This is a genomic window from Bradyrhizobium sp. USDA 3262 (assembly GCF_054060035.1).
Genome location: NZ_JBSSCT010000001.1, coordinates 8,015,908 through 8,028,470 on the forward strand (window position 1 = coordinate 8,015,908; position 12,563 = coordinate 8,028,470).

The window sequence follows — 12,563 nt, forward strand, 5'->3', positions numbered from 1 at the left end:
CCGGGACCCATAACCACAGGGTTGCGTTGTGAGAGTGAGCTGCGGCCCCAACGTCGCGTAACAACGATCGTTGGTGGTTATGGGTCCCGGGTCGCGCTGCGCTTGCCCGAGACGACACCGAATTTTTGGGCCTTACGTCTTCTGCTCGGCCAGCACCTTCTGCACCGCCGGGCGGCTCTCCATCGCCGCGCGATGCGCCTTCACCTTGGGCAGCGTTGTGATGTCGACCCCATCGCCGTCGAGCCACAGGGTCAGCGTGTAGAGATAGGCATCGCCGACGGTGTAGGTCTCGCCCATCACCCACGGGCCCTTCAGCATGTCGCGCTCGATCAGGTTGAAGCAGGCGCCCATGGTCTTCGGGACCATCGCCTTCATGTCGGCGAACGACGTCTCCTGCGTCGCCCAGCGCGCACCGCGCATCTTGTGGGCGTGGCAGATATGCACCGTCGAGCACAGATAGGAGTTGAAGGCCTGCAGCGTGGCGAATTCGAAGGCGTCGTCGGGCGCGAGCTTCGCCTGCGGAAAGCTCTGCGCGATGTAGGCCAGCATCGCCGGCGTCTCGGTCAGCACGCCGCGATCGGTCACCAGCGTCGGCACGCGGCCCTTCGGATTGATCTTCAGGTATTCCGGGCTGTTCTGCTGGTTGGTCTTGAAGTCGATCTTCTCGGTCGTGTAGGGCGCGCCGGCCTCGGCCAGCGCGATGTGGGACGCCAGCGCGCAGGTGCCGGGAGCAAAATAGAGCTTGAGCATGTTGCAGTCCTCTCCGAGCGTTGTCGGTTCGTTGCGAACCCGGCTCTGGTTCTTGTTTTGACGGCGCGGAGGTTAACGGCAGCGCCATCGGCCGTCCACCCCGCGCGCGCCGCGGACCTTGCCCACGGCGGTGCCGTCGTGCGATGACCATGCCAATTGAGGGATTTTTCATGACTGTGCTCATTGCAGGTGGCGGAATTGGCGGGCTGACGCTGGCGCTCAGCCTGCACCAGATCGGCGTGCGGGCCCGCATCTTCGAGAGCGTGCCCGAGTTGAGGCCGCTCGGCGTCGGCATCAACGTGCTGCCGCATGCGGTGCGCGAACTGATCGAACTCGGCCTGCACGATGTGCTCGACGCTTCTGCGGTGCGCACGCGCGAGCTCGCTTATTTCTCCAAACACGGCAAGCCGATCTGGAGCGAGCCGCGCGGGCTCGAGGCCGGCTACAAATGGCCGCAGTTCTCGATCCATCGCGGCCGGCTGCAACAGCTGCTGCTCGACGCTGCAACCGAACGGCTGGGAGCTCAGAACATCCTCACCAGCCATCACCTCACCGGCTGGACCGAGACCGCCGACGGCGTCCGCGCCGATTTCATCGACCGCGCCACCGGCAAGCCCGCCGGCAGCTATGACGGCGCGGTGCTGATCGCCGCCGACGGCATCCATTCGGCGGTGCGCGAGAAGCTCTATCCGCAGGAGGGGCCGCCAATCTGGAACGGCCGCATCCTATGGCGCGGCATCACCCGCGGCGATGCCTTCCTGACCGGCCGCACCATGATCATGGCCGGCCACGAGATCCTGAAATTCGTCTGCTACCCGATCTCGAAGGAGGCAGGCCCCGACGGCAAGTTCGACATCAACTGGGTCGCCGAGCGGCACATGCCGCCGACCTATCAATGGCGCCGCGAGGACTACAACCGGACCGCAAAACTCGACGAGTTCCTGCCGTGGTTCGAGAGCTGGAATTTCGACTGGCTCGATGTACCCGGCCTGATCCGGAACTGCCCGCATGCCTACGAATATCCGCTGGTCGATCGCGATCCGATCCCGCAATGGACGTTCGGCCGCGTCACGCTGATGGGCGACGCCGCGCATCCGATGTATCCGATCGGCTCCAACGGCGCCTCGCAGGCGATCTTGGATGCGCGCGTGCTGACGCGCGAGATTCTGGCGCATGGCCCGACGCAGGCGGCGCTCGCGGCCTATGAGGCGGAACGGCGGCCCGCGACCACGGACCTCGTGATGCTGAACCGCCGCAACGGCCCGGAGCAGGTGATGCAGCTGGTCGAGGAGCGCGCGCCTGACGGCTTCAAGGTCGTCACCGACGTGCTGTCGCAGCAGGAGCTGGAAGACATCGCCGCCAACTACAAGCGCGTCGCCGGTTTCCAGGTCGAGGGACTGAACGCCAAGCCGCCGATCGTGCAGCGGGCGGGCTGAGTTGTAGCGCGGCGCACGATCTATCACCGTCACCCTGAGGAGCCGCGAAGCGGCGTCTCGAAGGGTGCACGGCCCGGCCGGTGGCCGTGCATGCTTCGAGGCTCGCTACGCGAGCACCTCAGCATGACGGATTTGCCAAAGCGAGCGCGGCATGGACTAAGCGAGGATCTATTCCGTCATGCTGAGGAGCGCGGAACGCGCGTCTCGAAGCATGGACGGCCTGGATGGTGGCCGTCGCCCCTTCGAGGCTCGCTCCGCTCGTACCTCAGGGTGACGGATCTAAGTTTCGCGCGGCATTACCGTAACGCCCGCGCAGCTTCCACCAGGCGGATGCTGCTGCTCGCGGTCGCGAGCAGCGTGCCGTCGGCGGCGGTCAGCCTCCCCTCGACAAAGGCGATGGTCTTGCCGAGCTGGGTCACCGTGGCCTCGCCGGTGATCGGCCCGGGTTTTGCCGGCGCCAGGAAATTCACGGTCATCGTGATGGTCGTGGTGAAGAGCCGGCCCTCGGTCATCACGAACACCGCCGGCCCCATCGTGTCGTCGAGCATTGCCGAGAGCATGCCGCCCTGGATGAAGCCGGCCGGATTGCAAAACTCCTGCTTGCCGTCGAAGGCCATTTTGATCCAGCCCTCCCGCGGACGTGCGTCAACGAGACGCCAGCCGAGCAATTTGGCGACTGATGGCATCGGGATGTGGTCGAGCGCGGTTGCGATCATGGCGGCCTCCGGTTTCCGGAGGTGATAGCCGAGCGCTGCTGCCAGCATGGTGTCAGCAGGTCAGAGCATGATCCGGAAAAGTGGGAACCGGTTTTCCGAAAAGATCGTGCTCAAAAAAATGAGCCGACGATGTGATTCATCGCATCGTCAGAGATCGAGCCCATGCGCGATGACCTTGCGCATCACGTTCGGAAACGCCTCGCCGTCCAGCGTCGCCACCGGCACCCAGCGCATGCCCTCCGGCGCGCGGCTCCGCGGCGGAACGCTGGCGGTGTAGACGACGAGCTCAAGCGGAAAATGCGTGAACACGTGGCTGACGACACCCGCCTTGCGGTGCCAGCGCGTGACGCCCATCAGTTCCGGCGCCTGGGCCAGTGCCGCCGCGTCGTCCTGCCCGGCAAGCCATTGCGATCCCGGCACCTCGGTCATGCCGCCGAGCAGGCCTTTTTCCGCGCGCGAGCGCACCAGGAGCTCGCCGCCCCGCGTCACCACGAAGGCCGCGCCACGGCGCAAGATGCCGCTCTTCTTCGGTGCCTTGCGCGGGAACGTTTCCTGGTCGCCGCGCGTGCGCGCCGCGCAGTCGTCGTTCAGCGGACACAATGCGCAGGCCGGCCTCTTCGGCGTGCAGATCGTCGCGCCCAAATCCATCAGCGCCTGAGCACTGTCGCCGGCGCGGGACGGGCCGAGCAATGTCGCCGCCACCTCCTTGATCAGCGGCTTGGCCTGCGGCAGCGCCTCCTCGATGGCGTAGAGCCGGCTGACCACGCGCTCGATGTTACCGTCGACCGGCATGGTGCGGCGGTCGAAGGCGATGGCGGCGATCGCGGCCGCGGTGTAGGGCCCGATGCCGGGCAGCGCGCGCAGGCCGTCCTCGGTGTCCGGAAACACCCCGCTGTGGTCGCCCATCACCGCAACCGCGCAGGCGTGCAAATTGCGCGCCCGCGAATAATAGCCGAGCCCGGCCCACATCCTTAAGACGTCGTCGAGCGAGGCACGGCCGAGCGCCGTCACGTCGGGCCAGCGTGACACGAATTTCTCGAAATAAGGCCCGACCGCCCGCACCGTGGTCTGCTGCAGCATGATCTCCGACAACCACACACGGTACGGATCGGCCCGCTCCCCCGCGGCCGCGCGCCACGGCAGCGTCCGGCGATGCCGGTCATACCAGGCGAGCAGCCGCGCCGGGCGGTCGGCGGCGTCTTCGGTCGGTTTGGCTTTGGCGGCTGCACGAGAACTCATGGACGTATCTTAAGGCAAATCCCGCTGCGTCACGCCCGGGCTTGACCCGGGCATCCACGTCTTTCTTTGTCCAGGACCGACGCCTGTCCTATAACCCCCTGATGTCCAAACCCGGTCCGATCAGCGCAAAGCCCCTGTCGATCCTGCTCAGCGACGTCTTCACCGACGCCTACGCCAAGCAGGGCTTTGCCGCGCGCGAACTGGTGACGCGCTGGACCGAGATCGCGGGCGAGCGGATTGCTGCCTATTGCGAGCCGCTGAAGATGCAGTGGCCGCGACCGGTGGAGGGGCAGCCGCAGGAGCCGGCGACACTGGTGCTGCGGGTCGAAGGCCCGATGGCGCTGGAGATTCAGCACTCCTCCGACGTCATCCTGGAACGGGTGAACCGCTTCTTCGGCTGGCACGCGGTCGGCCGCCTGACCATCCGGCAGGCGCCACTCTCGCGCCGCAGCCGGCCGGTCCGGCCGCGCCCGCCGGACGCCAAAACCGTGGCCCGGGAGGCGGCCAACCTTGCGGCCGTCGAGGACGACGATCTGCGCGCGGCGCTGGCCCGTTTGGGTGCCTTGATCAAGCGAAATTGACGCTTTTCGGCAGGCCGGCCGCGAGACCGCGGCATTGCCACAATGGCCGTTTCAAGCTAGCGAAGGCTTCCTTTTCGGGACCCCTTCATTGTGGCGTGAATGCGCCAATCCGGGAGCTGACCTTGATCATCACGCGCCGCGCTTTCACCACCGCTCTCTCGCTGACCGGGCTTGCCGCCCTCGCCGGCCTGTCGCCGCTGCGCCTGATCACCGACGCGTTCGCGCAGACCGCCGCCGAGGTCGCCAAGCCTCAGTCGCTGCCGGACATGGGGCTCGGCCCGCAGGACGCCAAGGTGACGATCGTCGAATACGCCTCGATGACCTGCCCGCACTGCGCCAATTTCAACGAGACCGTGTTCCCGAAGATCAAGTCGACCTACATCGACCCCGGCAAGGTCCGCTACGTGTTCCGCGAATTCCCGCTCGACATCAAGGCCGCCGCCGGCTCGATGCTGGCGCGCTGTATCGCCAAGGACGACGCGCCGAAGTATTTTGCCGTGATCGACCTGTTGTTCCGCCAGCAGAACGACTGGGTGGTGAAGAACACCACCGAGACACTGACGCGGATCGGCAAGCAGGCCGGCCTCACCCAGCAGCAGGTCGAGGACTGCCTGAAGGATCAGAAGCTGCTCGACAAGATCGCGGCCGACCAGAAATACGCCAACGAGGTGCTGAAGGTGAACTCGACGCCGACCTTCTTCGTCAACGGCGAAATGCTGAAGGGCGAGACCTCGTTCGAGGAGTTCAGCAAGCACATCGATCCGCTGCTGAAGAGCTGATTGCGCGTCGTTGAGCCTGACGTCGTCGTGCCCCGCTTTTGAGTCGGGGCACGATAATTGTGGATGATTTGCGATCACGGCATGCGGCCGTCGCATTATTTCGTTGTTGAAAACCTGATTCGCGTGATGCGAATCTCCAAGGACATGCAGAGGCCACAAAACCCCTGCAAATCCCTTGGGAAAAGCTTGGTCAAGCGGTTGCCCTGACGCACGGGCATCGCCATTGTCGCCGCTCATGAGAGCTGCACGCAGCAACTCACCCACACACCGACATTGCCTTCCATGGTATTGTCACGGCAGGGAGATTCGCGCCCGGCCAAACGAGATTTGTGTACATGAAGCTCACGCGCCTCCGCCTGCACGGTTTCAAGTCGTTCGTTGAACCCACCGATTTCATGATCGAGCCGGGCCTGACCGGCGTCGTCGGACCGAACGGCTGCGGCAAATCCAATCTCGTCGAAGCGCTGCGCTGGGCGATGGGTGAGACCTCGCACAAGTCGCTGCGTGCCGCCGACATGGATGCGGTGATCTTCGCCGGTTCGGGCAACCGTCCGGCGCGCAACCACGCCGAAGTCGTGATGACGATCGACAATTCCGATCGCTCGGCGCCGGCCGCGGTGAACGACAGCCAGCACTTGGAAATCTCTCGCCGCATCGAGCGCGAGGCCGGCTCGGTCTACCGCATCAACGGCCGCGACGTCCGCGCCCGCGACGTGCAGATCCTGTTCGCCGACGCCGCCACCGGCGCGCGTTCGCCGGCGCTGGTCCACCAGGGCAAGATCGGCGAGATCATCCAGGCCAAGCCCGAGCAACGCCGCCGCGTGCTGGAAGACGCCGCCGGCGTGGCCGGCCTGCATGCCCGCCGTCACGAAGCGGAACTGCGGCTGAAGGCGGCCGAAACCAACCTCACCCGTGTCGAGGACGTGATCGGCCAGCTCACCGGCCAGATGGAAGGCCTGAAGAAGCAGGCGCGCCAGGCGATCCGCTACCGCGAGGTCGCGGCCAAGGTGCGCAAGTCCGAAGCCATGCTGTTCCATCTGCGCTGGATCGAGGCCAACGCCGACGTCAACGACGCCGCGCAGACCCATGATATCTCCGTGCGCGAGATGGCCGAGCGCACCCGCGAGCAGGCCGAATCCGCCCGCATCCAGGCGATCCGCGCCGCCGAATTGCCGGCGCTGCGCGATGCCGAGGCGCGCGCCGCCGCCGGCCTGCAGCGACTGACCAACACGCGCGAGATGCTCGACCGCGAGGAGCAGCGCGCCAAGGAGCGCGTCGGCGAGCTCGATCGCCGCCTCACCCAGTTCGCCCAGGACATCGCGCGCGAGCAGCAGCAGACCTCCGATGCCGACATCGCGCTGCGGCGGCTCGACACCGAAGACGCCGAGCTCAAGGAAGAGATCAAGTCGCGCGTCGAGAAGCGCTCCGGCGTCGACGAGCGCGTCGCCGAGGCCGAGGAGATTCTGGCCGCGACCGAGCGTCAGTTCTCCGAGCTGACCACGCAGCTCGCCGATCTCACCGCCAAGCGCAACCAGCTCGAAGCCGGCGTGCGTACGCATCGCGAGCGGCTGGCCCGGCTCGATCAGGAGATCGCCAACGTCCAGGCCGAGGAAACCAAGCTCGCGCAGGAGACCGGCAATCTCGGCGACATCGACGCGCTCGCCGCCGCCATGGAGATGGCGCAGCAGACGCTTGCCGAGTCCGAGGCCGCCGTGCAGACCAGCGAGGCGCATCACGCCGCCGCGCGGCAGACGCTGGAAGCCTCGCGCAATCCGCTCACCGAAGCCGAGAAGCGCGTGCAGCGGCTGGAGACCGAAGCCCGCACCATCTCCAAGCTCGTCACCAGCGAGACCAAGAACCTGTGGCCGCCGATCATCGACGGCATCACCGTCGCCAAGGGCTATGAGAAGGCGATCGGCGCGGTGCTCGGCGACGACCTCGATGCGCCGGTGGATTCCTCCGCGCCGATGCGCTGGACCAATATCGGCGTGGCCGGCGAAGATCCGGCGCTACCCGATGGCGTCGAGCGGCTGGCCGACCATGTCCAGGCGCCGCCGGAACTGGCACGCCGCCTGGCCCAGATCGGCGTCATCGCCAAGGAACGCGGCGCCGCGCTGGTGTCGCAGCTGAAGACCGGCCAGCGGCTGGTGTCGCTCGAAGGCGACGTCTGGCGCTGGGACGGCTTTGTCGCCGACGCGCATGCGCCGACCGGCGCCGCCCGCCGCCTCGCCGAGCGCGCCCGCCTGGTCGACATCGAGCACGAGCTGGAACAGGCCCGCATCGACGCCGCCGCCAAGCGCCAGGCGCTGGAGACGGCCGAAGAAGAATTGCGCTCGGCGTCCGCCGCCGAGGGCGCCTCGCGCGAAGCCGTGCGCGCCACCCGCCGCGAGGCCGACGCCGCGCGCGAACGCCATGCCGCCACCGAGCGCGAGATCAACCGCCACGCGGCGCGCAAATCGGCGCTGACCGAGGCGCACAGCCGCGTCGCCGCCGACCGCGCCGAGGCCGAAGCCGCGCATGAGAGCGCGGCTGCCGCGCTCGCCGAACTGCCGCCGGGCGTCGAGACCGAGGCCCAGCTCGCGGCGGTTCGCGCCGAGATCGACAATCAGCGCCGTGCCGCGGCGCAAGTCCGCGCCGAGGCGCAGGCGCTCGCCCGCGAGGCCGAGCTCGCCGACCGCCGCGTGCAGGCGATCGTTGCCGAGCGCAATGAGTGGCAGAACCGCAAGACCAGCGCCGCTTCGCAGGTCGAGACCGTCGAGGCGCGCATCGCCGAAGTGTCGGCCGAGCGCGAGGAACTCGCCAATGCGCCGGAAGTGTTCGCCGAGAAGCGCAGCGCGCTGATCACGGAGATCGAGCACGCCGAGGACGATCGCCGCATCGCCGCCGACGCGCTGGCGACCGCGGAAGCCGCGATGGCGGAAACCGATCGCCTCGCCAAGGCCTCGCTCGAAGCGCTCTCCTCGTCCCGCGAAGCCACCGCGCGCGCCGAGGAGCGCATGGAAGGCACCCGCCGCCGCCTCTCCGACATCGAGCGCGAGATCCACGACATGCTCGAGGTCGAGCCCAGCGCGGTCGTCGGCATGGCCGAGATCGAGCCCGGGCAGGAGCTGCCGCCGGTCGCGCAGGTCGAGGAAGAGCTCGAAAAACTGCGCCGCGACCGCGAGCGGCTTGGCGCCGTCAATTTGCGCGCCGAGGAAGAGCTCAAGGAAGTCGAGACCCAGCACACCGCGCTGACAACCGAACGCGACGATCTCGTCGAAGCGATCAAGCGGCTGCGGCAGGGCATCCAGAGCCTCAACCGCGAAGCACGCGAGCGCCTGCTGACCTCGTTCGAGACCGTCAACAACCACTTCAAGCGGCTGTTCACCGAGCTGTTCGGCGGCGGCGAGGCCGCACTGCATCTGATCGAGAGCGACGATCCGCTCGAGGCCGGCCTCGAGATCATCGCCAAGCCGCCCGGCAAGAAGCCGCAGACGCTCTCGCTGCTCTCGGGCGGTGAGCAGGCGCTGACGGCGCTCGCGCTGATCTTCGCGGTGTTCCTGACCAACCCGTCGCCGATCTGCGTGCTGGACGAGGTCGACGCGCCGCTCGACGACCACAACGTCGAACGGTTCTGCACCCTGCTGAACGAGATGACCGGCTCGACCGAGACACGCTTCATCATCATCACGCACAATCCGATCACGATGGCGCGGATGAACCGGCTGTTCGGCGTCACCATGGCCGAGCGCGGCGTGTCGCAGCTGGTGTCGGTCGACCTGCAGGGCGCGGTGGACATCCTCGACCAGAACGTGGCGTAGGCGTAGCACCTGCGCGTCGACGTCATTTCGTGATACCTGCGCCTACGCATCGTCATTGCGAGGAGCGATAGCGACGAAGCAATCCATACCTCAGCACGCGGCGCTATGGATTGCTTCGCTCCGCTCGCAATGACGTGGGATAGTCCGTCACATGACTTCGCCCGATCTCCCCGCCGAACTCAGAGCAGCCCTCAACGCCCGCCTCGAAGGCCTGTCGCGCAGCGACGCCGCCGGCCGCGCGGCGGTGATCTCGCAGACCTATCGCGAAGGCGGCGGCTCCTCGACGATCAGGACCGCGACCGATGCGCTGGCCTATGCGTTGGCGCGGATGCCGGCGACCTATGCCGCCGTGGTGGCGAGCCTCAATGCGCTGACGGAGATCAGGCCGGACTTCGCGCCGGCACGCCTGCTCGATGTCGGTGCCGGTCCGGGCACCGCGACCTGGGCCGCTGCGGAGGCGTTCACGTCGCTGCGGGAATTCAGCCTGCTCGACGCCAACAGCGCGCTGCGGTCATTGGCCGAGGAGCTGTTTCACGGCAGCATTCGCCTGCACGACACCAGCTACGAACTCGGCCAGGCGCGTGCGCTGCTCGACAAGGCCGAAGCTGCCGACCTCGTCGTCGCCAGCTACATGATCGGCGAATTGAGCGAAGCCGAGCGCGCGGCACTGGCCGATGCGCTGTGGGCGAAGACCGGCGACACGCTGCTGGTCGTCGAGCCCGGCACGCCCGCCGGCTATGCGCGGATCATCGCATTGCGCGCACGCCTGATCGCCGCCGGGGCGCATGTCGTGGCACCCTGCCCGCATGACGGCGGCTGTCCGCTGGTCGCGCCGGACTGGTGCCACTTCTCGCAGCGCCTGCAGCGCTCCCGCGCGCACAAGCAGGTCAAGGGCGCCGAGCTACCCTTCGAGGACGAGCGCTTCGCCTATGTCGCGCTGAGCCGCGCGCGCGTTGAGAACAGGCCATCGCGCGTGCTGGCGCAGCCGGACGTCGGCAAGGTCGAGGTTGCGGCCAAGCTGTGCACGCCCGAGGGCGTATCGGTTGCGAGGATCCCGCGTCGCTCCAGGGCCGAATACGCAAGCGCCCGGCGCTGGCGCTGGGGCGATGCGGTATCTCGTCGTCCCGGCGAAAGCCGGGACCTATAACCACCGAGGTTTGTTGTGAGTGAAGCCGTCGCCGCTTGTGCCCCTTCCGCGGGCCGCGGCGTATGGGTCCCGGCTTTCGCCGGGACGACGGAATATATTGAACCGATGTCGGCCAACCTTCGACTAACGCTTGCCCACCTTTCCGCGGCGGGCTGCCCTGCGCCCCGATCTTGGGCTACGGTGCCGCCGTCTCGTCCATCAGGAGCTGCCCCGTCATGTCGACCAGCTGGATCGTTATCGGCGTCATCGTGCTTCTCGTGCTGTTTGCGTTCGGCGCCTACAACCGCCTCGTGGCGCTCAGCCAGCGGGTCGGACAGGCCTTTGCCGACATCGACGTGCAACTCAAGCAGCGCCACGACCTAATCCCGAATCTGGTCGAGACCGTGAAGGGCTACGCGGCGCATGAGCGCGGCACGCTCGACGACGTCATCAAGGCGCGCAATTCGGCAATGTCGGCGCAGGGCCCAGCCCAGGTCTCGGCGGCGGAGAACCAGCTCTCCGGCGCGCTCGGCCGGCTGATCGCGCTGTCGGAGGCCTATCCGGACCTCAAGGCCAACGCCAATTTCCAGCAGCTTGCCTCCGAGCTTTCCGATCTCGAGAACAAGATCGCCGCCAGCCGCCGCTTCTTCAACAACGCGGTCCAGGAATACAACACCGGCATCCAGCAGATGCCGGCCGCGCTGTTCGCCGGCATGTTCGGCTTCACCCGCAAGGATTTCTTCGACCTCGGCACTAGCCGCACGGAGGTCGAGGCGGCGCCCAGCGTGAAGTTCTGAGGCGCAACGCGCGCCGGCGAGAGGCTGCTCCGTCATGGCCGCCTATGGTCTCTACACGCATATCGCATCGAACAAGTTTCGTTCGATGCTGCTGCTTGCCGGCCTGTTCCTGCTGATCTACGTGCTGGTCTATGCCGGCGCACTGGTCGCGGAGGTGATGATCGATAGCGGCCGCACCGTCGACTATTACCTGACGCGGGCCTTGCGCGACCTGGTCTCGGCCTTGCCGTGGGCGACGATCGCGGCGGTGGCCTGGATCGCGATCGCCTATTTCTTCCACCAGAAGATGATCGACGCCGTCACCGGCGGCGAGAGCGTGACGCGGCAGCAAGAGCCGCGGCTCTACAACCTGCTGGAAAATCTCTGCATCTCGCGCGGCATCCCGATGCCGAAGCTGAAGGTGATGGACAGCCCGGCGCTGAATGCGTTCGCGACCGGATTGAACCGGAGCCAATACGCCATCACGGTCACCACCGGCCTGTTGAACGCGCTGAACGATAAGGAGATCGAGGCCGTGCTCGGCCACGAGCTCACCCATATCAAGAACGGCGACGTACAGCTGATGGTGATCGCCGTGATCATCGCCGGCGTGGTCGGCTTCTTCGGCGAGCTGTTCTTCCGCCTGTTCACAAACCTGTCGTGGAATTCGAGCGGCGGCGGTGGCGGCTGGTCGTCATCCTCACGATCGTCGTCATCCTCGTCGGACCGCGACAGCAAGGGCTCGGGTGGCGGCGCGATCATCGTGATCATCATCGCGGTCGCGTTGATCGTGCTGGCCTGGCTGCTGTCGCAGGTGGTCAAGCTCGCACTGTCGCGCTCGCGCGAATTCCTCGCCGATGCCGGATCGGTCGAGCTGACCAAGAACCCCGATGCGATGATCTCGGCGCTGCGCAAGATCGAGAACCGCGGGGAGCTGCCGGACGCCACCTCGGCCGTGATGGAACTCTGCGTCGACAACCCGCGCGAGGGGTTTGCCGACCTGTTCGCCACCCATCCCTCGGTGAAGTCCCGGGTCGATGCCCTGGTGAAATACGCCGGCGGCCACGATCCCGGACCGCTGGCGCTGCCGGACGAGACGGAGCCGCAGGATGAGCCGTCCGCGGCGGGCGACCGGCCTCCGCCAGCGACCCATGGCCCGTGGGGCGACAAGCCGCGTGCACCGGCGAACAATCCGCCAGCGCTGCCGGGCAACAACCCCACGCAGGGACCATTGGGTCCTCTCCAGGGCCCTTGGGGACGACACCGCTAATCGCGCCCTAGCCTACTCAGTCCATTAAGGAAATTCCCACCAAACCGATCGTGGGCGCCTTAAGGAATTGAATTCTCCCTCGTTTCTGCC

The 12,563-nt window shown here is 66.9% G+C and carries 10 protein-coding genes; 7 read left to right on the forward strand and 3 right to left on the reverse strand.

The window, feature by feature from the left end; genetic code table 11:
• Positions 1 to 132 precede the first annotated feature (132 nt).
• A complete protein-coding gene (locus ACVWYP_RS37880) occupies positions 133 to 750 on the reverse strand; it encodes a glutathione S-transferase family protein (protein ID WP_304496894.1) in 618 nt (205 codons plus the stop codon).
• A gap of 170 nt (positions 751 to 920) precedes the next feature.
• Between ACVWYP_RS37880 and ACVWYP_RS37885 the strand changes: the two genes are divergently transcribed.
• A complete protein-coding gene (locus ACVWYP_RS37885) occupies positions 921 to 2,186 on the forward strand; it encodes a flavin-dependent oxidoreductase (protein WP_304496895.1) in 1,266 nt (421 codons plus the stop codon).
• Between the two features lie 296 nt (positions 2,187 to 2,482).
• Here ACVWYP_RS37885 and ACVWYP_RS37890 read toward each other — a convergent pair whose 3' ends face one another.
• Complete coding sequence (locus ACVWYP_RS37890; protein WP_028338654.1) at positions 2,483 to 2,902, reverse strand: PaaI family thioesterase; 420 nt, start codon at positions 2,900 to 2,902, stop codon at positions 2,483 to 2,485.
• Between the two features lie 147 nt (positions 2,903 to 3,049).
• The gene (gene mutY, locus ACVWYP_RS37895; protein ID WP_304496896.1) at positions 3,050 to 4,141 is read right to left on the reverse strand and encodes an A/G-specific adenine glycosylase; all 1,092 of its coding nucleotides are present in this window, start codon (positions 4,139 to 4,141) and stop codon (positions 3,050 to 3,052) included.
• 101 nt (positions 4,142 to 4,242) lie between these two features.
• Between mutY and ACVWYP_RS37900 the strand changes: the two genes are divergently transcribed.
• From ACVWYP_RS37900 to ACVWYP_RS37925, 6 genes are all read left to right on the forward strand, one after another.
• The gene (locus ACVWYP_RS37900; RefSeq protein ID WP_304496897.1) at positions 4,243 to 4,722 is read left to right on the forward strand and encodes a DUF721 domain-containing protein; all 480 of its coding nucleotides are present in this window, start codon (positions 4,243 to 4,245) and stop codon (positions 4,720 to 4,722) included.
• 122 nt (positions 4,723 to 4,844) lie between these two features.
• Positions 4,845 to 5,501, forward strand: a complete 657-nt coding sequence (locus tag ACVWYP_RS37905) for a DsbA family protein (protein WP_028338651.1) — start codon at positions 4,845 to 4,847, stop codon at positions 5,499 to 5,501.
• A gap of 335 nt (positions 5,502 to 5,836) precedes the next feature.
• Positions 5,837 to 9,301: a chromosome segregation protein SMC gene (smc, locus tag ACVWYP_RS37910; RefSeq protein ID WP_304496898.1), complete on the forward strand. Its 3,465-nt coding sequence runs from the start codon at positions 5,837 to 5,839 to the stop codon at positions 9,299 to 9,301.
• A gap of 151 nt (positions 9,302 to 9,452) precedes the next feature.
• Entirely contained in the window at positions 9,453 to 10,448 is a 996-nt protein-coding gene (locus ACVWYP_RS37915) for a small ribosomal subunit Rsm22 family protein (protein WP_028338649.1), read from the forward strand.
• A 215-nt stretch (positions 10,449 to 10,663) separates the two neighbouring features.
• Positions 10,664 to 11,224 (forward strand): LemA family protein, encoded by a 561-nt coding sequence (locus ACVWYP_RS37920; protein WP_028338648.1) that lies wholly within the window; start codon positions 10,664 to 10,666, stop codon positions 11,222 to 11,224.
• A gap of 34 nt (positions 11,225 to 11,258) precedes the next feature.
• Positions 11,259 to 12,473: a M48 family metallopeptidase gene (locus ACVWYP_RS37925; RefSeq protein WP_028338647.1), complete on the forward strand. Its 1,215-nt coding sequence runs from the start codon at positions 11,259 to 11,261 to the stop codon at positions 12,471 to 12,473.
• Positions 12,474 to 12,563: the final 90 nt, after the last annotated feature.

What these genes read in the sequence shown, in the direction of transcription:
- ACVWYP_RS37890 (WP_028338654.1), bottom strand. Translation starts at nt 2,902, where the DNA reads ATGATCGCAACCGCGCTCGACCACATCCCGATGCCATCAGTCGCCAAA.
- ACVWYP_RS37880 (WP_304496894.1), bottom strand. Translation starts at nt 750, where the DNA reads ATGCTCAAGCTCTATTTTGCTCCCGGCACCTGCGCGCTGGCGTCCCAC.
- mutY (WP_304496896.1), bottom strand. Translation starts at nt 4,141, where the DNA reads ATGAGTTCTCGTGCAGCCGCCAAAGCCAAACCGACCGAAGACGCCGCC.
- ACVWYP_RS37925 (WP_028338647.1), top strand. Translation starts at nt 11,259, where the DNA reads ATGGCCGCCTATGGTCTCTACACGCATATCGCATCGAACAAGTTTCGT.
- ACVWYP_RS37900 (WP_304496897.1), top strand. Translation starts at nt 4,243, where the DNA reads ATGTCCAAACCCGGTCCGATCAGCGCAAAGCCCCTGTCGATCCTGCTC.
- ACVWYP_RS37885 (WP_304496895.1), top strand. Translation starts at nt 921, where the DNA reads ATGACTGTGCTCATTGCAGGTGGCGGAATTGGCGGGCTGACGCTGGCG.
- smc (WP_304496898.1), top strand. Translation starts at nt 5,837, where the DNA reads ATGAAGCTCACGCGCCTCCGCCTGCACGGTTTCAAGTCGTTCGTTGAA.
- ACVWYP_RS37920 (WP_028338648.1), top strand. Translation starts at nt 10,664, where the DNA reads ATGTCGACCAGCTGGATCGTTATCGGCGTCATCGTGCTTCTCGTGCTG.
- ACVWYP_RS37915 (WP_028338649.1), top strand. Translation starts at nt 9,453, where the DNA reads ATGACTTCGCCCGATCTCCCCGCCGAACTCAGAGCAGCCCTCAACGCC.